Here is a 19,152-nt window from a genome sequence, read left to right as displayed (position 1 = left end):
TGCGGGACTGGCAGGACGACGGGGCGCCGTTCCAGCTGCATCCGGGGGACGTGGGCTGGTTCTGGCGGTTCGGCGCCGAGGCGACGGCCGCGGCGGTCCGGACCTGGCGCCGGGACGGGCGGATCCTCGCCGTCGGGCTGCTGGACGGCCCCGGCCTGTTGCGGCTGACGAGCGCGCCGGAGGCTCAGCGGGACGAGGAGCTGGCGCGGCGGCTGGTCGAAGACGTGACCGAGCCGGGGCGCGGCGTCCTGCCCGAGGGGAAGGCGTACGTCGAGGCGCCGAACGGCGCCCTGATCCAGGAGCTGCTGTCCGAGAACGGCTGGCACGCCGGCGAGCCGTGGACGCCGCTGCACCGCGACCTCACGGAGCCGGTGAAGGACCCGGGCGTGCGGGTCGAGGCGATCGGGCCGGAGCGGGCGCACGTGTGGAGCGCCGTCCTGCGGGCGTCGTTCGACGGGTCGACGTTCACCGGCGAGCGCTGGCACGCGATGGCGGCCGGGCTGCCGTACGCCGACGCCCGGTGCCTGCTCGCCTACGACGGGCAGGGCGACGCGGTGGCGGCGGTGACGGTGTGGTCGGCCGGTCCGGCAAGCCCGGGCTGCTCGAGCCGATGGGCGTGCACCGGGACCATCGCGGCCACGGCTACGGCAAGGCGATCACCGTCGCCGCGGCGGCCGCACTCCGGGAACTGGGCTCGTCGAGCGCGATCGTCTGCACCCCGAGCTCCAACGCCGGCGCCGTCGCCACCTACCAGTCAGCCGGTTTCCAGCCACTCCCCGAGAGACGGGACCTGTACCGGGACGCCTAGCGCCTCCCGTGGCTCTCCCTGCCTGACCACCTCGCACGCCGTCGACCCACCGCGAAGCGGCAGCGGGCCGGTGGTGTGCGAGACGATCACCTCGAACCCTGTAGAGAAGATCGTCGCGGGCCGGCTGTCGCGCCAAACAGGCCGTCTCCGGTTGCCGGGGCGCCCGGCGAGCAGGCGCCGGCCTGCTGGATGGCCAGGAACAACTCCGCCACCTGCGCCAGCCAGGTCCGCGGCTGTCTGGCCACCTTCCTGCTCTGGTGCGCCGGCCACGACCGACATCCCGAACTGACCGGGCCGGCCCAGACCATCGGCGCCTGGCGGCACGAGATCGCCACCGGCGGCCTGCTGAGTGTTTCCACCACCGCCGGCGAGGCACCAATCGCATCATCAAGCTGCGCGACCACATCGAGGCGTGGCAGCGCGCCGGCCGGCCGGGGCTGGAGGCTCTTCACCCCGTCCTGAGCTCGACCGGCGAAGGGTGGCGGGTGCACGTCACGACGTGACGACCGGTGGCGAGCGATCCTCCGGTATCGACAGCGCCGGCCGGTCGCCTCACAATGGGAGAGCGCTCTCTCACTCTGAACACCCCCCAGGAGTGACATGTCCTTCAGCCTGAAGAAGCGTGCAGCCATCGCGGTGCTCGCGCTGCTGTCCCCGCTCTCCGTCCCGCAGGCCGCGGCCGCGGCGGTGCCCGAGACCATCCCGCTGACCATCACGAACAACTCGGGCCGCGGCGAAGCGCTGTGGATCTACGTGCTCGGGGAGAGCCTCACCACGCACCGGCTCGGCTATGCCGACGCCGCGGGCCGGTTCCGGGAGTGGAACGGCGGCAGCATCCCGCCCAGCCCGGCCCCCGACGTGTCGATCCCCGGCCCGGCCAACGGCCAGGCGAAGACCATCCGGATCCCCAAGCTGTCCGGCCGGGTCTACTTCTCCTTCGGCCAGAAGATCAGGTTCTTCCTCACCCCGACGGGCCTGGTCCAGCCCGCTCCCTGGAACCCCTCCGACCCCAACCGCGACATCCTGTTCGACTGGAGCGAGTACACGCTCAACGACGCGGGCCTGTGGCTCAACAGCTCGCAGGTGGACATGTTCAGCGTGCCGCACGCCGTCGGGGTCAAGAACGCCGCGGGCGCCGTCAAGAGCACCGGCCACCTGGTCGCCAACGGCCGCAACCGGCTGCTCGACGCCATCAAGAACCAGCCCGGCGGCTGGGCCAGGCTCATCCACACCCGCTCCGACGGCCTGCGTGTGCGCGCGCTCGCCCCGGGCAAGGGCATCGACGCCGGGCTCCTGAGCCCGACGATCATGGACGGTTACATCACCAGGGCCTGGGACGCCTACCGCACCAGGACGCTCACGGTACGTCCCTTCCGCGACAGACCCGACGTCCGCTTCCACGGCCGCACCCAGGGCGACGCGATGGTGTTCACCGACGGATCCGGCCGGACCGTCGCCACGTTCGCCAAGCCGAGCACCGCCAACGTCTTCGGTTGCGACGGCAGGCTGCACGCCCCGAACGACGACCACGTCGGCCCCATCGCCCGCACCCTGTGCGCCGCGCTCAACCGGTCGACGCTGGAGCGCTTCCCCACCCAGCCGACCACCGACGCGAGCCAGTTCTACCAGGACCCGGTGACCAACCACTACGCCCGCGCGGTCCACCACCACATGGTGGACGGCAAGGCGTACGCCTTCCCCTTCGACGACGTGGGCGGCTTCGAGTCCCTCGTCCACGACGCCAACCCCGCCCAGGCTTACATCACCCTGACGCCGTTCTGAACCGGGACGCGGGCCGGGACTCCCTAGCCCGCGGCCAGCTCCTCCAGCCGATACGGCAGGTACCCGGAGTCGTCCACCAGCGCCGAGGCGCCCCGCCACCAGCCGAACCACTCGGCGCTGCGCCACATCCAGTCCACGCGCTCGATGGCCGCCACCACCTCGCCCACCGTGCGCCACCGCTCGCCCAGCAGCTCGCGGGTCGCGCCGTGCCGCAGCGCCCAGCCGTACAGGATGTCCACCGCCCCGCGGTCCACCTCGCGGGCGTAGGGGTCGGGGTCCTCGCCGGGCAGCGGGTGCGGGCCGAGCCCCGCCGCGACGCCCCAGCTCCACTGCGTCTCGGCCGGGCGGGAGTAGCGCAGCGAGTGGAAGTCGAGGTTGGAGCCCAGGTCGTCGTCCGGCCGCCGGGTGACCACCGCGTCGAGCCGTCCCCCGGCGTCGAAGGACACCACGAGCCGCTGGCCGGGCCGTACGCCCTCGGGCAGCCGGAAGCGGTCCTCGGCCTGCCAGGAGTTGAGGTCCACCTCGGCGACCGGCGGTCCCCACAGCGCGTCGGCGGCGTCGTCGGCGATCCAGGCCGCGAGCATCTCCAGCACCGTCAGGTCGGTCCACGGGTCGACCGCGGTGCCGGTGTCGAGCACCTCCTGGGGCGGCGGCAGCTTGGGGCCCCTGGCCCGCTTCCACCACTCCTCCCCCAGCTCGCGGGTGCCGACCACGAGCGCGGCGACGGCGGCGAGCTCGGCCGACCGCCTGGTCAGCGAGGCGCCCAGGGCCAGCTCCACGCAGCGTGCCGTCCGGGCTTCGCCGATCATCGCGCGGGCGTCGTCGAGCAGCATGGCCGCGGTCGGCTGCTCCTCGCCCAGCAGGTTCCTGATGACTCTCCTGGCCTCGATCCTGGCGTCTTCCGCACGTGCCTGGCGCATACGCCCCACGCTACGCCGGGAGATCCTTTTCGGCGAGGGGTACGGCAAGCTGCGCGTTCGCCGTCAGCCGCGGCGCGTGCGGCGGGCGAGGGCCCACCCGACGGCCACCCCGGCCAGCGCCACGGCCGCGCCCAGGCCGAAGGCGGCCAGCGTCAGGACCGGGCGGGTCTCGGGGGTGGGCGCGGCGGGGCGCTCCCACACCGCGGCTCCGGCCGTACGGGCGGCCTGGGGCTGCGGCGCCCGCTCCTCGATCGCCCGCTCCTCAGTCGCCGGCCGGACGGCGGGCGCGCCCGAGAGCGCCTGGTCCACCGCGGCGAAGAACTCGCCGGCGGTGCGCCGGGCGGCCGCGCCGAGCATGCGCTGCCCGACGCCGCCGATCATCCCGCCCACCACGGCGTCGGCGTCGTAGTCGACCCGCGTGCCGCCGTCGGCCTCGCTCAGCCGTACCTCAACGGTGGCCTCGACCGTGCCGGGAGCACCCTGGCCGCGCGCCTTGAGCACGAAGCGCTCCGGCTCCAGCGGCTCCGACAGGGACACCTCGCCCTGGTAGACGCCCTTGATGGAGGCCACCCCGGCGCTCACGGTCATCCGGTAGGAGTCGGGCCCGGTCTCCTCCAGGCGGCGGCAGCCCGGGATGGTGCGCACGAGCACCGCCGGGTCCCGCAGCGCGGCCCACACACGTTCCCTGTCGGCGCCGATGACGGCGCTGCCCGTGACCTTCACCCAGCCCACTCTAGAGTTCTCCGGCCCTGTCCTTAACGGCAACTTTTGCCAGACCCACCGGGTGACGCCCGGGCGGGCCGTGCCCGGAAGACCGGGGCCGCTGTGAGGAAGATCGCAGCCCCCTCCTGTCGCATTGCTCTACAGCTTGTAGTACTACTGAATATAGAACTACGAGCTGTAGAGCTCGATGACCCGTGAGGGGACGATGGACGCACTGGACCTTGCGCGGTGGCAGTTCGGGATCACCACCGTGTACCACTTCCTGTTCGTGCCGCTGACCATCGGTCTCGGCTTCTTCGTGGCCGCGTTGCAGACCGCATGGCACCGCACGGGCAAGGAGCACTACCTGCGGCTGACCAAGTTCTTCGGCAAGCTGTTCCTGATCAACTTCGCCATGGGCGTGGTGACGGGCATCGTGCAGGAGTTCCAGTTCGGCATGAACTGGAGCGAGTACTCGGTGTTCGTGGGCGACGTGTTCGGCGCGCCGCTGGCGCTGGAGGCGCTGCTGGCGTTCTTCATGGAGTCCACGTTCCTGGGGCTGTGGATCTTCGGCTGGGATCGGCTGCCCAAGCGCGTCCACCTGGCCACGATCTGGGCGGCGGTCATCGGCTCCAACCTGTCGGCCTACTTCATCCTGGCCGCCAACGCCTGGATGAAGCACCCGGTCGGCTACACCGTGGAGAACGGCAGGGCCAGGATGACCGACCTGTGGGCGGTGCTCACCAACTCCACCGCGCTGGCCCAGGTGCCGCACGTCATCGGCGCGTCCTTCGTCGTGGCCGGCGGGTTCGTGCTCGCGGTCTGCGGCTACCGGCTGCTGAAGGACAGGCAGGACATGTGGCGCGGCGCCATGCGGGGCGCGCTGGTCATGACGGCGGTCGCAGGAGCCGTGGTCGCGGGCAGCGGCGACCTGTCGGGCAAGCTCCTGCACGAGCAGCAGCCGATGAAGCTGGCCGCGGCCGAGGGCCTGGAGCGCGACACCGCGGGCGCGCCGTACCACCTCCTGCCGGGCGTGGAGATCCCCAAGGTGCTCAGCTTCCTGGCCGCCGGCGACCCCGACGCGGTGGTGCGCGGCACCGAGGACCTGCAGAAGGAGTTCGAGGCGAAGTTCGGCCCCGGCGACTACCGGCCCAACCTTCCGGTGATCTTCTGGTCCTACCGGCTCATGCAGGGCTTCGGCCTGACCACCGTGGGCCTGGCGGTGCTCGGGCTGTTCCTGACCCGCCGCCGCAGGCCCGTGCCCGGCTGGTTCGCCAGGGCCGCCCTGCTGGCCCTGCCGCTGCCGCTGCTGGCGGTGATCGCCGGCTGGCTGGTGAGCGAGATGGGCCGCCAGCCCTGGACCGTCACCGGCGAGCTGCTCACCGCCGCCAGCGTCTCCCCCGGCGTGTCGCTGGGCGAGGTGGCCACCTCGCTGACCGTCTTCACCCTCCTGTACGGCGCGCTCGCCGTCGCGGAGGCCGTCCTCCTCACCAGGCACGTCAGGCAGGGCCCCGAGCGGCCCGCCGTCCAGGCCGAGCAGCGCGAGCCCGCGCTGATGTACTAGGGATGCCAGCAATGATCGACTTTTGGTTCTTCCTCATCGCGTTCCTGTGGACGGGCTACTTCGTCCTGGAGGGCTTCGACTTCGGCGTCGGCATGCTGGCGCCCTTCGTCAGCCGCGACGAAGCCGAGCACGAGCAGGCGCTGCGGACCATCGGCCCGGTGTGGGACGGCAACGAGGTGTGGCTCATCACCGCGGTGGGCGCCACGTTCGCGGCCTTCCCCGCCTGGTACGCGGGCCTGCTGTCGTCCTTCTACATCCCGCTCCTGCTGGTGCTGGCGGGGCTCATCGTGCGCGGCGTGGGCCTGGAGTGGCGGGGCAAGGTCGCCGACCCGCGCTGGTGCGACCTGGGGATCGTGGCCGGCAGCGCGGTGCCCGCCTTCGTGTGGGGCGTGCTGTTCGCCCAGGTGGCCGGCGGCAACGCGATCCTGGGCGGGCTGGCGTCGCTGACCGTCTTCGCGCTGCACGGCGCGGTGTTCCTGGCCCTGAGGACCGAGGGCGCGCTGCGGCGGCGGGCCCGGACGGCCGCGCTGGGGCTCGGCGTGGCGGCCGTCCCCCTGGCCGTGGCCGCCCTGGCGGGCCTGGGCTCGCCGGCCGCGGTGGCGGGCATGGCGGCGCCGGCCGCCGCCACGGCGCTGATCTGGCGCGGCCGGGAGGGCTGGGCGTTCGCCGCCACCGCCGCGGGCATCGCGCTGGCCTCGGCCGCGGTCTTCGCCACCGTACGGCAGGCGCCCCTGCCCGGCCTGACGCTGGCCGAGGCCGCCTCGGGCCCCTACACGCTCGGCGTCATGACCTGGATCGGCCTGGCGATCCTGCCGTTCGTCCTGCTCTACCAGGGCTGGACGTACTGGGTGTTCAGGAAGCGGGTGGGCGTGGCTAGTACCCCTGGGGCGAGGGCGACTTCGTCCGGTGATCGTTGAGGTGCAGCTCGCCGCCGAGCCTGCCCATGAGCTTCTCCAGCACTTCGCGGGGGGCCAGCGCGGTCCACAGGTGGCCGACGAGGTGCGGGTTGTACTCGGGGGCGGTGTCCATCCAGGCGTCCTTGCCCTCCTGGGTGGCGAAGGTGCTGAGGAAGAACTCGCCGTCGCCGGTCTTGCAGTGGCCGGTGCGCATGTCCTGGGCGTCGACCTGGATCCGCGGCGTGCAGCCGACCTTGGCGGCCAGCTGCTCCACGGTGAGCGGGCGGCCGTGGGCGGCATGTCCGGTGCTCCCGGCGTTCCCGGCGGCGGCGGACCCGCCGCCGCCGGATGAGCAGGCGGCGCACAGGGCCGCGAGCAGTGCCGGGACGAGCGCTGTGATACGAGGAAGTGTCATCACGGCACGAGGTACGCAGCCAGGGACCCCTGGGTTCAAACCAGCCCTCAGACCAGCACGGTGCAGCCCCGCTCCCCCAGCCGATCCAGCGTCTCGTGCCCCCGTTCGATCTTGTTCCACCGCAGGTCCAGCCGGTTGAGGAAGGGCAGGCTCGACAGGCCGGCGGGCACCTCGCGGAGGCGGTTGCCCCGCAGGTCCAGCCGGCGCAGCTCCCGCAGCGCGCCGACCCATCCCGGCAGGCCGGTGAGCAGGTTGTCGCGCAGGTTCAGCTCCCGCAGCCCCGACATGCAGGCCATGGCCGGCGGCAGCGCGGCGATCCGGTTGCCCCGCAGGTGCAGCTCGCGCAGGCTCTTGAGCGTGGCGATGGACGAGGGCAGGTCCGTCAGCCGGTTGCCGTCGAGCCTGAGCTCCAGCAGGGAGCGCATGCCGCCGATCGTGTCGGGCAGCCAGGTCAGCCGGTTGCCGGCGAGGTTGAGGTAGCGCAGCCGCTCCAGCCGGCCGAGCGTGGCCGGGACGCCGGTCAGCCGGTTGCCGGTCAGGTAGAGGTAGTCGGTCAGGGGCAGATCGCCGATCTCGGCTGGGATCGCGCCCAGCGAGTTGTGCGCCAGGTCGAGCATGCGCAGCCGGCTCAGCCCGCCGATCGCGGGCGGCACGTGGGTGATCTGGTTCTCGGCCAGGTTGAGCGACTCCAGCTGGGACAGCCGCCACACCGGGGACGGGACGGCGGTCAGCCTGTTGCGGCCGAGCGACAGGTGCCGCAGCCGCTGCAGGCGGCCGATGCGGTCCGACACGCCCGCGATGGTGTTGCCGTACAGGAAGAGCGTCTCCAGCGTCGGCGGGCACAGCGGCACGGCGGTCAGCTGGTTGCGGTCGGCGTGCAGGGTGCGCAGCTCCGGCAGCTCGCACACCTCGGGCGGCAGGTAGGTCAGCCGGTTGCCGTCCAGGCGCAGCTCGCGCAGCGCGGTCAGCTTGCCGACGCTGCGCGGCAGCTGGGTCAGGTCGTTCCACGCCAGGTCGACGAGCCGGCAGTCGATGAGGTCGCCGAAGGACTCCGGCAGCGCCGTCAGGCCCGCGCCGGACGCGCGGAACTCGACGACCCTGCCCGAGGAGTCGGTGACGTACGCGGATGCCCTGATCATGCATGCAGCGTAACGGGAGGACCACGCTCAGCCGTCGCGTGACTGGCGGAGATGGTACAGCTCGGCCGGAGAGATGGGCATCCGGTCGATCGGCAGGCCCTCGGCGTCCTCGATCGCGCTGGCCAGCACCGCCGAGACGGGGATCACCCCGGCCTCGCCCGCGCCCTTGATGCCCAGCGGATTCAGCGGCGAGGGCGTCTCCAGGTGGGCGGTCTCGATGCGCGGGACCTCGGTGGCGTACGGCATGAGGAAGTCCATGAAGGAGGCGTTGAGCAGCTGGCCGTGCGAGTCGTAGACCATGCGCTCGTACAGCGCGCCGCCCACGCCCTGGGCCACGCCGCCGTGGATCTGCCCCTCGACGATCATCGGGTTGATGAGGCGGCCGCAGTCGTGCACGACCGCGTAGCGCAGGATGCGCACCTCGGCGGTGTCGGGATCGGTCTCGACGATGGCGGCGTGCATCCCGGCGGCGAAGGTGGAGCGGACGGGCGAGTAGTAGTCGCGCCCCTCCAGGCCCGGCTCCTCCCCCTCGGCGACGGGCGGCCGGTCGGGCGCGGCGGCCGAGGCGAACTGGGTGGCGCGCCTGGCCTCCTCGTCGAAGGCGTACCGCAGCGGGTTGGCCAGCACGGCCACCGTCGCCAGCGGGATGGAGGCGCCGGGCGCGCCCTTGACGTGGACGACCCCCTCGGTGATCTCCAGGTCGCCGGGGTCGGCCTCCAGCGCGTCGGCGGCGATGCGCAGCGCCTTCTCCCGCACCTTGCGGCAGGCCAGCGCGATGGCGTTGCCGCTCATCACGGCGGCGCGCGAGGCGAAGGTGCCCACGGCGTAGCCGAAGCGCCGCGTGTCGCCGGTGACCACCGACACCTTCTCGATCGGCACGCCCAGCTCGGTGGCGGCGATCTGGGCGAAGACGGTCTCGTGCCCCTGCCCCTGGCTGGTCAGGCCGGTCGAGACGTGCACGCGGCCGTCGGAGGTGACCTGCACGTGCCCGCCCTCGTACGGCCCGACGCCCGTGCCCTCGACGTAGCAGGCCAGGCCGATGCCGGTGTGAGGCCGCTTGTCGAAGGAGTCCCAGCCGATGAGCTCCTTGACCATGCGCAGCATCTCGGGGTAGTTGCCGCTGTCGTAGATGAGCGGGCGGCCGTCCTGGAAGATCATCCCCTGGTCGTAGGGGAACTCGTCGGGCTGGATGAAGTTCCGCTCCCGTACGGCGGCGCGGTCCAGGCCGAGGTACTGGGCGATCTTGTCCATCGTGCGTTCCATGCAGAAGACGCCCTGCGGGCGGCCCGCGCCCCGGTAGGGGGTCACCTGCACGGTGTTGGTGTAGATCGAGGAGAACTCCACCCGGTAGGCGCCGATCCGGTACGGCCCGAGCAGCTGGGTCGAGGTGATGATCGGCACGATGATCCCGTAGGGCGTGTAGGCCCCGTGGTCGTGCAGGATCGTCACCTCCAGCCCCTGCACGCGCCCCTCGTCGTCGAAGCCGACGCGCACGTAGTGCACCTGGCCCCGCTCGTGGGCGCTGGAGACGAAGTGCTCGCGCCGGTCCTCGGTCCACTTGACGGGCCTGCCGAGCAGCATGGCCGCCCACGGCACGAGGATCTCCTCCGGCCACGGGTGCATGATCTTCACGCCGAAGCCGCCGCCCACGTCCGGCGCGATCACCTCCACGTGCGGCAGCGGCAGCTCCAGCTTGGCGGCGATGGCCATGCGGACGCTCGTGGAGGTCTGCGTGCTGGAGTACACGCGCAGGTCACTGCCGTCCCAGCGGGCGTACACGCCGCGGCCCTCCAGCGGCATGGACGCGCTGCGCTCGATGTCCAGCCGGAAGGCCAGCGTGTGCGGGGCGGTCTCGATGGCCTCGCGGGCGCTGCGCCCGTCGGCGGCGGGCACCTCCTGGACCATGTGGGCGCCCACGTTGCCCGGGACGTCCTCGTGGACCAGCTGCGCGCCCTGCGCCGCCTCCTCGATGCCCACCACGGGCTTGAGCACCTCGTAGTCGACCTCGATCAGGCCGCAGGCGTCCTCGGCCAGGTAGCGGTCCTCGGCCACCACCATGACCACGGGCTCGCCCACGTGCCTGACCACGTCCTTGGCCAGCGGGTGGGCGGTGCGGCCGTGCGTGAGGGCCGGGTGCGGGATCAGCAGGGGCAACGGCTCGGCCAGCCGCTCGGGCAGGTCCTCGTAGGTGTAGACGGCGACCAGGCCCTCGACGTCGAGGGCGCCGCTCACGTCGATGTCGCGGATCCTCGCGTGCGCGTGCGGGGAGCGCACGAACGCCACCGCCAGCGCGTCCCGCCCCAGGTCGTCGAGGTAGCGGCCCTGCCCGGTCAGCAGGCGGGGGTCCTCGCGCCGCCGTACCCTCTCCCCGAACAGCTGTGTGGTCATTCGGCCATCAGCTCCGCCGCCCGGTGGACCGCCTTGACGATGTTCTGGTAGCCCGTGCAGCGGCACAGGTTGCCGGAGATGCCCTCGACGACCTCCTCGTCGGTGGGCGCCGGGTTGTCCCGCAGCAAGGCGGTCACCGTGCACAGGAAGCCCGGTGTGCAAAAGCCGCACTGCAGGGCGTGGCATTCGGCGAAGGCCTGTTGCACCGGGGAGAGGGAATCGCCGTCCCCGCCCAGCCCTTCGACGGTGGTGATCTCGTGGCCGTCCACGCTGACCGCGAACGTCAGGCAGGAGCGCACGGGCTGCCCGTCCAGCAGCACCGTGCAGCACCCGCACACGCCGTGCTCGCAGCCCACGTGCGTGCCGGTCAGGCCCAGGTCGTGGCGCAGGCAGTCCGACAGCAGCCGCCGCGCCGGAACGCTCGCCTGGCGTGCCACCCCGTTGACGACCAGGGTGATGTCATGCCTTCGCACTCGCCGCCGCCTCCCTGAAAGCCCGCTCGGCCAGCACCCCGACCAGGTGCCCGCGGTACTCCGCCGTCGCGTGGATGTCGTCGTCCGGTTCGGCGGCCTCCCGTACGGCCCGCGCCGCCGCCGCCCAGTCGGGCGCCCGCTCCGACACGTCGACCACGATCGGGACCGGCCCCACCCCGACGCACGCGGCCCTGGCGTGGCCCTCGGGCGTGACCAGGGCGCACACCCCGGCCAGCGCGAAGTCGCCGTGCCGCCGCGCGACCTCCAGGAAGGCGCAGCCGGCGCCCGGTGGCAGGGCGGGGAAGAACGCCGAGACCGCCAGCTCGCCCGGCTCCACCGCCGACTCCAGGGGGCCGAGGAAGAACTCCGCCGCGGGCACGTCGCGGGTACGGCCCGGCCGCGCCAGCCGTACCGACCCGCCGAGCAGCGCCAGGACGGCGGGCAGCTCGGCGGCGGGGTCGGCGTGCACGAGGCTGCCGACCACGGTGCCGCGGTTGCGGATCACCGGGTGCGCCACCAGCTTGAGCGCCTGACGCAGCAGCGGGTGCCCGGCGCGCCCCACCCGGGAGTGCCGGGCCAGCGCGCCCACCCGCAGCCCGCCGTCCTCGGTCTCGACGGTGTCGAGCTCGGCCAGGCGGTTGACGTCGACCAGGTGTTCCGGCGCGGTCAGGCGCATGTTGAGCATGGGGATCAGGCTCTGCCCCCCGGCGAGCACCTTGCCGCGCTCGGCGAGCCGGGCGAGGGTGTCGAGCGCCTCGTCCAGGTCGCGGGGCGCGTGGTACTCGAACGGGGGCGGCTTCACCCGGCGGTCTCCCTCACCTCGGCCTCGGCGGGCCGGCGGCCGGAGATCCAGCGCAGCAGGTGGTAGCCGCCGACCACCACGATGGTGCCGAGTGCGATGCCCTCAAGCGTGAACTCCTCGCTGATGACGTGCCTGACCGGGCCGATGGCCAGGATGATGCCCGCACCGATCGGCACCATGTTGACCGGATCGGCGAAGTTCACCCGGTTCTCGATCCAGATCTTCGCGCCCAGCAGGCCGATCATGCCGTAGAGGATGACGGTGACGCCGCCGAGCACGCCGCCGGGCGTGGCGGCCACGAGCGCGCCGAACTTGGGGCACAGGCCGAACAGGATCGCGATGATGCCGGCGATGTAGTAGGCGGCCGTGCTGTAGACCTTGGTGGCCGCCATGACGCCGATGTTCTCGGCGTAGGTCGTGGTGGGCGAGCCGCCCACGGCGCTGGTGACCATCGTGCCGATGCCGTCGGCGGCGACCGCGCGGCCGACGTAGGGGTCCACGTCGGTCTTGGTCATCTCGCCGACGGCCTTGACGTGGCCGATGTTCTCGGCGACGAGCGCGATGACGGCGGGCAGGACGAGCAGGACCGCGCCCATGCGGAAGTCGGGCGCGTGGAAGTCGGGCAGGCCGATCCACGGCGCCTCGGCGACCGACGAGAAGTTCACCCGGTCGTGGGGGAAGGCGGTCGCCACGCAGTAGGGCCCCTCCTTCGGGCAGGCCGCGCCCGCGGCGTCGCGCAGGTTCTGCCCCGGCAGCACCGAGGTGACCTGCCCGAGCGTCCGGTCGGCCAGCCACGACAGGACGAACCCGACGAGGAGTCCCACCAGGACGCCGATGCGGCCGATGAACCCCTTGAAGGCGACGATCACCACGAAGGTGATCAGCATCGTGATGATCGCCATCCACTGGTCCTGCGGCCAGTAGACGTCGGCCACCACGAAGGCGAGGCCGAAGCCGATGAGCATGACGACCGCGCCGGTGACGACGGGCGGGAAGATCTTGTGGATGATCTGGACGCCCATGACGTGGATCAGGAGCCCGACCAGCGCGAGGGCGAACCCCGCGACCAGGATCGCGCCCGTCACGATGGCGTCGACCGGCGGGGTGTCGCCGCCGAACAGCGCCCTGATCGCGAACACGCCGCCCACGAACGAGGCGCTGGTCCCCAGATAGCTGGGCACCTTCCCCTTGACGATCAGCAGGAACAGGATCGTGGCGACGCCCGACATCATGATCGCGACGTTCGGGTCGAGGCCCATCACGAGGGGGAACACGAACGTCGCGCCGAACATGGCGATGACGTGCTGGGCCCCGAACCCCACCATACGCGGCCAGGTCAGCCGCTCATCCGGTCTGACGACCTCGCCGGGCGCCAGGTGCTTTCCATCGCCGTGCTTGGTCCAACCCATAACCATCGGAGATCGTCCCTCCTGGTTCGCTCGGGTTGCCGGTTCGGTGGCCGCCCCGCAGGCTCCTCCCGCACCCTGTGCTTCGTGCCATTGCGGGCACATTAGGCCCGATCGTAGTGACCTACACCGGCATGATCTGCCAAAACTGGGCAGCCGACCAGTGGGGTGGTGCTCAAGTTCGATCACCTCCCGGCCACGTGGATCGTGAACCCCTCGCCGCTGACGACCGATCCGGCCCGCACCTTGCGCGTCTTGCGCAGCTCGACCTGCCCGTCCACCGACACCAGCCCCTCGGCGATCATCTGCTTGGCCGTGCCGCCGGTCTCGGTGATCCCGCAGTACTTCAGCAGGTCGCACAGCGGGATGTAGTCGGTGGTGAGCTCGAAGTCCAAATCCACGAGCACCCAGCCTAGATGCCCCGCATGCGCAGCACGTGCAGGGCGAGCGTGAGGTTGAGCCGCAGGTGGTGGTCGGCGGTGAAGTTGCCGAGCATGCGCTCCAGCTTCCCGATGCGGTAGCGCAGCGTGTTGTAGTGGAAGTGCAGCCGCCGCGCCGTCTCGGCGACGTTGAGGTTGGTCTCCAGCAGGACCTGGAGGGTCCGCCGCAGGTCGGCGTTCTCGGCGTCGTCGTCGGAGGCCAGCGGCCCCAGCGTCTCCCGGACGAAGGCGTGCAGCTCCTCGGTGTCGCTCACCAGCGACAGCAGCCGGTAGACGCCCAGCTGGTCGAAGTGGGCGACCGCGGCCGGGCCGTGGAGCTGCCGGCCCACCCGCGCCGCCTTCAGGGCCTGCGCGTACGCCTCGGGCAGCGTCTCCGGCCCCGAGCACAGCCGCGACGCCCCGGTGGAGAAGGTGGCCGGCGAGGCGGCGGACTGCGCGTCGGCGAAGGCGGCGGCGGCGTCGCGGGCGACCCGGGACGGGTCGAGGGAGGCGTCCATGATCGCCACCACCTCGCTGGAGAATCCCGCCACGGCGCCGCGCGGGTCGTGGCGGCGCATCGCGGCGGTCCAGGCGACGCTGAGCCGGTCCTGGGCGAGCCGTTCCTCGCCGTAGGGGTCCAGCTCGGCGACCAGCACGGTGACGGGGCGCTCCAGGTCCCAGCCGAAGGCGCGCGCCCGGGCCGAGACCCGCTCGGCGCCCCCGGCCCTGCCGGTGAGCACGTCGCGCAGGAAGTCGGCGCGGTACTTGGACTCGACCGCGTTGACCGCCTCCTGGCGGGTGATGACGAGGGCGGCGACGGTGGCCGCGCGCTCCAGGATGCCGATGTCGCTGTCGCGCAGCTGGCCCGCGGGGCTGTGCGCGACGATGCGGCCGTGGTGGTGGCCCCCGGCGACCACGGGGACCCAGGCGAAGGTGGGCGAGCCGCCCGCCGTACCGGCCAGCCTGGGGATCGCCGCGCGCAGGGCGGCGACGTGGTCGGCGGGCCCGGCGCAGGCCTGCACCCGGCCCGAGCCGTCGACGGCGGCCACGGCCACGTCCAGCAGGCCCGACACCTCGGCGGTCACCTCGTCCAGGCCGCCGCCGGCCAGCACCACCTGCACCAGCGCCCGGTGCGCCTCCTCGGCGCGCACCAGCACGGCGGCCTGCCGGTTGAGGATGTCGGTGAGGACCTGGTTGAGGATGTCGTCGAAGCCCACGTCGTTGGGCAGCAGGATGAGCGGGAAGCCGAGCCGGTCAGCCTGCTCGACCATCTCCTCGGGCAGCTCGTCGACGTAGCGCCCGAGCTTGATGGCCAGGGCGGCCAGCCCGCGCTCGTCCAGGTCGGCGACCAGGCGGCCGAGCGACTGGGGCGTGTTGCGCAGCGGGTAGCCGGTGGTCAGCAGCAGCTCGTGCGGCTTGACCCAGGCCAGGATGTCGGGCACCTCCATGACGTTGAGCCGCTGCACGATGCGGTCCAGCCCGCTCCTGCCCGCGATCAGCTTGGCCTCGGCGAGGGTGGAGACGCCGAGCACCTCGCCCACGGACACGCCGTGGATGATCGTTCCTGTGCTGGCGAGGCGCACCGGAGGCTCCATGAGCCGATTGTCACCCGGCACCCGGTCTGTCAGGAAGAGCCAACGCTACGCCGGAGTGTTGTCAGTTTTCTCCGTACGGAGGGGTCAGGGAGCGTTCTACCGTCGTCGAGTGACTGTGAGCGCCCCCAAGTGGACTCCCAGGCGCGAGCGCACCCCTGTGTCGCTGGCGGCCAGCGCGGCGGTCCGTCCGGTGCTGGAGGCGCCGCGGCGGCCCGCGAGGGTGCTGGCCGTCTTCCCCGCCGGCGCCTATCTCGAGGTGCGGACCGAGCGCGAGCCGTCGGTGCTGGCCGTGGTCACCGGCGGCGGCACCCGGCTGCCCAACGCCGTCCTGCTGGCCGTCCCGCTGCCGAGCCTGTCGGTGGGCGAGGAGGCGGTCGTGGGCGACGGCGGGATCGAGCTCGGGCCGCTGAGCCTGCGGGTGCGCCGCTGGTGGGACCCGGCCGCGCCGCCCGGCCCCGTCGATCCCGTACGGCTGGCGCACGCGGCCGCGCTGTTGCGCCCCGACGGCACCCAGGGCCTGGCCGGCAACGGCGCGGTGGACCTGCTGGCGGACTCGTGCGCGGGCGGATGGCTGCTCGGCGCGCTGAGCGCGGCCGAGCAGCTGGTGGGGCTGGGCCCCGGGCTGACGCCGAGCGGCGACGACGTGCTGGCCGGCCTGCTGGTGACGCTGCGCCACCTGGGACGCGGCGCGGGCGCGGAGCGGGCGCTGTGGCTGGCCGACTGGCTGGCGGCCACGGTCACCTACGACGCCAGGACCCGCACGACCCCGATCTCGGCGACCCTGCTGCACTGCGCGGCCCAGGGGGCGGCCTGCCCGGAGGTGCTGGGCGTGCTGCGCGGGCTGGCCGGGCGCACGCCGCTGGCGCCCGCGCTGGCCCGGCTGCGCCGCCTGGGCCACACCTCGGGCGCCGACCTGGCGCAGGGCGTGGCCATCGGCGTGGACGCGGTGCTCGCCATGGCCGCGCCGGCTTCGCGAGACGGTACAGGACACGATGCGAGACACGGTGCGAGGGGTGCGGCATGAGCGACCTCGTCCTCCTTCGCCGGGGCGTCTACCACGACTCGGTCAGCCTCATGCGGGTCAGCTCGTCGCTGTCGGCGCTGCCCGGCGTGCAGGTGGCCGTCGTGGCGATGGCCACCGACCTCAACGTCGGCCTGGCCCGCGACCTCGGCTTCGACGTGCCCGACGCCGACCCCTCGGCCCTGCTCGCCGCGATCAGGGCCGACGACGCCGACAGCGCGGCGGCCGAGCTGGACCGCCTGCTGGAGGCGCTGTCGGCCCGCTCGGCGCCCGGGGAGGCGGCGCAGGCCCCGCCCCGCACGACGCGCGCCGCGGCCCGCTCCCGCCCGGCCGACCTGGTCCTGGTGTCCGTGCCGGGCGAGCACGCCTTCGCCGAGGCGATGGACGCGCTGGAGGCCGGGCTGCACGTGATGGTCTTCTCCGACGGCGTGAGCCTGGAGCAGGAGGTCGCGCTGAAGCGGCTGGCCGACGAGCGCGGCCTGCTGGTGATGGGCCCCGACTGCGGCACGGCCGTCGTCGCCGGGGCCGGCCTGGGGTTCGCCAACGTGCTCAAGCCCGGGCCCGTGGGCGTGGTGGCCGCCTCCGGCACCGGCGCGCAGCAGGTGACGTGCCTGCTGGACCTGGCCGGGGTGGGCGTCACCCACGTGCTGGGGGTGGGCGGGCGCGACCTGTCGGCCGAGGTCGGCGGCCTGGCCACCATCAGGGCGCTGCGCATGCTGGACGAGGACCCCGGCACCGAGCTCATCGTGCTCATCTCCAAGCCGCCGTCCGCCGAGGCCGCCGCGGCCGTCGAGGAGGTCGCCTCGAGCCTGCGCACGCCGGTGGTGCGGGCCCTGCTGGGCGACACGGGCACCGACCTGACCGCCGCGACCGGGGAGGCGCTGCGCGCGCTGGGCCGCCCGGTGCCCCAGTGGCCGTCGTGGACCCCGCCGGCCGGCTCGTTCACCGGGGGCGGCCCGCTCAGGGGCCTGTACGCCGGGGGCACGCTGTGCGAGGAGGCCAGGCGGATCGCGGGCCGCGGCGAGTTCACCGACTTCGGCGACGACACCTACACCCGGGGCCGCGCGCACCCGCTGATCGACCCCTCGCTGCGGCTGGAGGCGCTGGGCCGCTGCCGCGCGGGCGACGTGGTGCTGATGGACGTGGTGCTGGGCCACGCCGCCGACCCCGACCCGGCGGCCCGCCTGGCCCCGGCCATCGCGGCCGGCCCCGCGCAGGTGGTGGTCGCGCTGGTCGGCAGCGACGGCGATCCGCAGGGCCTGCGCCGCCAGGCCGAGGCCCTCACCCGGGCCGGCGCGTGGGTGTTCGCGTCCAACGCCCAGGCGGCCCGCTTCGCGAAGGGAACGGCATGACCGAGTTGCTCAGCGCGCCCCCGCGGGTGATCACCGTCGGCGCGGCCCTGCTGGAGGAGGCCCTGGCCGCGCAGGCGATCGAGACGATCCCGGTGAGCTGGCGGCCGCCGCTGCCGGGCACCGAGGACGCCCTGGCCGCCGTCCTGGCCGACCCGCGCCGCGCCGCCGCCAACGCCACGGCGGTCCGGCGCCTCACCTCGGCCGCCCCCCAGCTCGTCGGCGTCCGCCGCGCGAGCGAGCTGCTGCCCGGGCGGACCTTCCTGCACGCCGGGCCGCCGATCACCTGGGAGCGCGCCTCCGGGCCGCTGCGCGGCGCGCTCATCGGGGCGATGCTGCTGGAGGGCCTGGCGGCCGACGAGGCGGAGGCCGAGCGGCGCATCGGCACCGTCACGCTGGAGCCGTGCCACCACCACCGCATGGTCGGCCCCATGGCCGGCGTGGTCAGCCCGTCGATGTGGATGCTGGAGGTGCGCGACGCCGAGCACGGCGGCAGCGCGTACTGCTCGCTCAACGAGGGCCTGGGCAAGGTCCTGCGGTACGGCGCCTACGGCCCGGAGGTGCTGGAGCGGCTGCGCTGGATGGAGGAGGTGCTCGGCCCCGTGCTGGCCGCCGCGCTGGCCCGCACCGGGCCCATCGACCTGCGCGGCATCATCGCCCAGGCCCTGCAGATGGGCGACGAGCTGCACAACCGCAACCGGGCCGCCACGAGCCTGCTGCTGCGCGAGCTGGCCCCGGCGATCGTGGAGGCCGCGCCGGAGCAGGCGGCCGCGGTGCTGCGCTTCATCAACAGCAACGATCACTTCTTCCTCAACGCGGGCATGGCCGCGAGCAAGGCCTGCGCCGACGCCGCCCGCGGCATCCCCGGCTCCACGATGGTCGTCGCGATGGCGCGCAACGGCACCGACTTCGGCATCCAGGTCTCCGGGCTGGGCGACCGCTGGTTCACCGGGCCCGCCGGGGTGCCCGACGGGCTCTACCTCGGCGCGTACGGCCCGGCCGACGCCAACCCCGACATCGGCGACTCCACCATCACCGAGACGTGCGGCCTGGGCGGCTTCGCCATGGCGGCGGCCCCGGCGATCGTGCGCTTCGTCGGGGGCGAGGTGGCCGACGCGGTGAACGCGACCCGCTCGATGTACGAGATCACGCTGGCCGAGCATCCCGCCTACCAGATCCCCGGGCTGGACTTCCGCGGCGCCCCCGTGGGGATCGACGTGACGCTGGTGGCCAGGACCGGCATCCTGCCGGTGGTGAACACCGGGATCGCGGGCCGCGTGGCGGGCACCGGGCAGGTCGGCGCGGGGTTGGTGAAACCGCCCGTCGAAGCCTTCACCGCCGCCTTGACGGCGCTGGCCGAGGCCCTGTAGCAGCGCAAACGTGCGCGCCGATACCGTTTTCCGCCAGTAAGTGATCAGTTAGGGATTCGCCACGCCAAGGAATCCCCACAGCTTTCCCAAATCACGCCAATGC

General features: G+C 73.1%; 18 protein-coding genes. 7 read left to right on the top strand and 11 right to left on the bottom strand.

Features of this window, described 5'->3' with window-relative positions:
- Positions 1-184: 184 nt before the first annotated feature.
- Complete coding sequence (locus BSB02_RS43410) at positions 185-469, bottom strand: hypothetical protein (RefSeq protein WP_206184545.1); 285 nt, start codon at positions 467-469, stop codon at positions 185-187.
- A gap of 141 nt (positions 470-610) precedes the next feature.
- Between BSB02_RS43410 and BSB02_RS43405 the strand changes: the two genes are divergently transcribed.
- Both BSB02_RS43405 and BSB02_RS07145 read left to right on the top strand, forming a co-directional pair.
- Positions 611-808: a GNAT family N-acetyltransferase gene (locus tag BSB02_RS43405; protein ID WP_420855834.1), complete on the top strand. Its 198-nt coding sequence runs from the start codon at positions 611-613 to the stop codon at positions 806-808.
- A gap of 600 nt (positions 809-1,408) precedes the next feature.
- On the top strand, positions 1,409-2,590 hold the full coding sequence (locus BSB02_RS07145) for a glycoside hydrolase family 64 protein (RefSeq protein WP_084957875.1): 1,182 nt from the start codon (positions 1,409-1,411) through the stop codon (positions 2,588-2,590).
- Positions 2,591-2,613: 23 nt separating this feature from the next.
- Here BSB02_RS07145 and BSB02_RS07140 read toward each other — a convergent pair whose 3' ends face one another.
- Both BSB02_RS07140 and BSB02_RS07135 read right to left on the bottom strand, forming a co-directional pair.
- Positions 2,614-3,510 carry a hypothetical protein gene (locus BSB02_RS07140; RefSeq protein WP_084957874.1) on the bottom strand — a complete coding sequence of 299 codons (897 nt, stop codon included), beginning with the start codon at positions 3,508-3,510 and terminating at the stop codon, positions 2,614-2,616.
- 63 nt (positions 3,511-3,573) lie between these two features.
- The gene (locus tag BSB02_RS07135; protein ID WP_084957928.1) at positions 3,574-4,233 is read right to left on the bottom strand and encodes an SRPBCC family protein; all 660 of its coding nucleotides are present in this window, start codon (positions 4,231-4,233) and stop codon (positions 3,574-3,576) included.
- Positions 4,234-4,438: 205 nt separating this feature from the next.
- Here BSB02_RS07135 and BSB02_RS07130 point away from each other — a divergent pair, with 205 nt between their 5' ends.
- Together BSB02_RS07130 and cydB are read left to right on the top strand one after the other, a co-directional pair.
- The gene (locus tag BSB02_RS07130; protein WP_084957873.1) at positions 4,439-5,776 is read left to right on the top strand and encodes a cytochrome ubiquinol oxidase subunit I; all 1,338 of its coding nucleotides are present in this window, start codon (positions 4,439-4,441) and stop codon (positions 5,774-5,776) included.
- 11 nt (positions 5,777-5,787) lie between these two features.
- Complete coding sequence (gene cydB, locus BSB02_RS07125) at positions 5,788-6,693, top strand: cytochrome d ubiquinol oxidase subunit II (protein WP_084957872.1); 906 nt, start codon at positions 5,788-5,790, stop codon at positions 6,691-6,693.
- Here cydB and BSB02_RS07120 read toward each other — a convergent pair.
- From BSB02_RS07120 to BSB02_RS07085, 8 genes are all read right to left on the bottom strand, one after another.
- On the bottom strand, positions 6,650-7,087 hold the full coding sequence (locus BSB02_RS07120; RefSeq protein ID WP_240506238.1) for a hypothetical protein: 438 nt from the start codon (positions 7,085-7,087) through the stop codon (positions 6,650-6,652). The two genes, cydB and BSB02_RS07120, sit on opposite strands and share 44 nt — an antisense overlap.
- A gap of 47 nt (positions 7,088-7,134) precedes the next feature.
- Entirely contained in the window at positions 7,135-8,226 is a 1,092-nt protein-coding gene (locus tag BSB02_RS07115; RefSeq protein ID WP_084957870.1) for a leucine-rich repeat domain-containing protein, read from the bottom strand.
- Positions 8,227-8,253: 27 nt separating this feature from the next.
- Positions 8,254-10,614: an aerobic carbon-monoxide dehydrogenase large subunit gene (gene cutA, locus BSB02_RS07110; protein ID WP_084957869.1), complete on the bottom strand. Its 2,361-nt coding sequence runs from the start codon at positions 10,612-10,614 to the stop codon at positions 8,254-8,256.
- Positions 10,611-11,087 (bottom strand): (2Fe-2S)-binding protein, encoded by a 477-nt coding sequence (locus BSB02_RS07105; RefSeq protein ID WP_084957868.1) that lies wholly within the window; start codon positions 11,085-11,087, stop codon positions 10,611-10,613. Before BSB02_RS07105 ends, cutA begins: the two co-directional genes overlap by 4 nt.
- A complete protein-coding gene (locus BSB02_RS07100; RefSeq protein WP_084957867.1) occupies positions 11,074-11,889 on the bottom strand; it encodes an FAD binding domain-containing protein in 816 nt (271 codons plus the stop codon). Before BSB02_RS07100 ends, BSB02_RS07105 begins: the two co-directional genes overlap by 14 nt.
- Positions 11,886-13,304, bottom strand: a complete 1,419-nt coding sequence (locus tag BSB02_RS07095) for a uracil-xanthine permease family protein (protein WP_084957866.1) — start codon at positions 13,302-13,304, stop codon at positions 11,886-11,888. Before BSB02_RS07095 ends, BSB02_RS07100 begins: the two co-directional genes overlap by 4 nt.
- Positions 13,305-13,480: 176 nt before the next feature.
- Positions 13,481-13,696 (bottom strand): RNA-binding S4 domain-containing protein, encoded by a 216-nt coding sequence (locus tag BSB02_RS07090; RefSeq protein ID WP_084957927.1) that lies wholly within the window; start codon positions 13,694-13,696, stop codon positions 13,481-13,483.
- 11 nt (positions 13,697-13,707) lie between these two features.
- Positions 13,708-15,309 (bottom strand): PucR family transcriptional regulator, encoded by a 1,602-nt coding sequence (locus tag BSB02_RS07085; protein ID WP_084957865.1) that lies wholly within the window; start codon positions 15,307-15,309, stop codon positions 13,708-13,710.
- A 109-nt stretch (positions 15,310-15,418) separates the two neighbouring features.
- Between BSB02_RS07085 and BSB02_RS07080 the strand changes: the two genes are divergently transcribed.
- From BSB02_RS07080 to BSB02_RS07070, 3 genes are read left to right on the top strand one after another with little or no spacing between them, the layout of a single operon-like run.
- On the top strand, positions 15,419-16,333 hold the full coding sequence (locus BSB02_RS07080) for an oxamate carbamoyltransferase subunit AllH family protein (protein WP_240506237.1): 915 nt from the start codon (positions 15,419-15,421) through the stop codon (positions 16,331-16,333).
- Positions 16,330-17,682: an FdrA family protein gene (locus BSB02_RS07075; protein ID WP_084957863.1), complete on the top strand. Its 1,353-nt coding sequence runs from the start codon at positions 16,330-16,332 to the stop codon at positions 17,680-17,682. Before BSB02_RS07080 ends, BSB02_RS07075 begins: the two co-directional genes overlap by 4 nt.
- On the top strand, positions 17,679-19,049 hold the full coding sequence (locus BSB02_RS07070; protein WP_084957862.1) for a YlbE family protein: 1,371 nt from the start codon (positions 17,679-17,681) through the stop codon (positions 19,047-19,049). The genes BSB02_RS07075 and BSB02_RS07070 overlap by 4 nt, the downstream gene beginning before the upstream one ends.
- The last annotated feature ends 103 nt before the right edge of the window (positions 19,050-19,152 follow it).

The organism is Thermoactinospora rubra (assembly GCF_002093975.1).
GTDB classification, from domain to species: Bacteria; Actinomycetota; Actinomycetes; order Streptosporangiales; family Streptosporangiaceae; genus Nonomuraea; species Nonomuraea rubra_A.
This window is presented reverse-complemented; position numbering and strand designations above follow the sequence as displayed.

Excerpts from the sequence above, each read along its gene's own strand:
- BSB02_RS07140 (WP_084957874.1), bottom strand. The coding sequence starts at position 3,510 with ATGCGCCAGGCACGTGCGGAAGACGCCAGGATCGAGGCCAGGAGAGTC.
- cydB (WP_084957872.1), top strand. The coding sequence starts at position 5,788 with ATGATCGACTTTTGGTTCTTCCTCATCGCGTTCCTGTGGACGGGCTAC.
- BSB02_RS07085 (WP_084957865.1), bottom strand. The coding sequence starts at position 15,309 with ATGGAGCCTCCGGTGCGCCTCGCCAGCACAGGAACGATCATCCACGGC.
- BSB02_RS07130 (WP_084957873.1), top strand. The coding sequence starts at position 4,439 with ATGGACGCACTGGACCTTGCGCGGTGGCAGTTCGGGATCACCACCGTG.
- BSB02_RS43405 (WP_420855834.1), top strand. The coding sequence starts at position 611 with ATGGGCGTGCACCGGGACCATCGCGGCCACGGCTACGGCAAGGCGATC.
- BSB02_RS07070 (WP_084957862.1), top strand. The coding sequence starts at position 17,679 with ATGACCGAGTTGCTCAGCGCGCCCCCGCGGGTGATCACCGTCGGCGCG.
- BSB02_RS07120 (WP_240506238.1), bottom strand. The coding sequence starts at position 7,087 with ATGACACTTCCTCGTATCACAGCGCTCGTCCCGGCACTGCTCGCGGCC.
- BSB02_RS07095 (WP_084957866.1), bottom strand. The coding sequence starts at position 13,304 with ATGGTTATGGGTTGGACCAAGCACGGCGATGGAAAGCACCTGGCGCCC.
- BSB02_RS07075 (WP_084957863.1), top strand. The coding sequence starts at position 16,330 with ATGAGCGACCTCGTCCTCCTTCGCCGGGGCGTCTACCACGACTCGGTC.
- cutA (WP_084957869.1), bottom strand. The coding sequence starts at position 10,614 with ATGACCACACAGCTGTTCGGGGAGAGGGTACGGCGGCGCGAGGACCCC.
- BSB02_RS07115 (WP_084957870.1), bottom strand. The coding sequence starts at position 8,226 with ATGATCAGGGCATCCGCGTACGTCACCGACTCCTCGGGCAGGGTCGTC.
- BSB02_RS07145 (WP_084957875.1), top strand. The coding sequence starts at position 1,409 with ATGTCCTTCAGCCTGAAGAAGCGTGCAGCCATCGCGGTGCTCGCGCTG.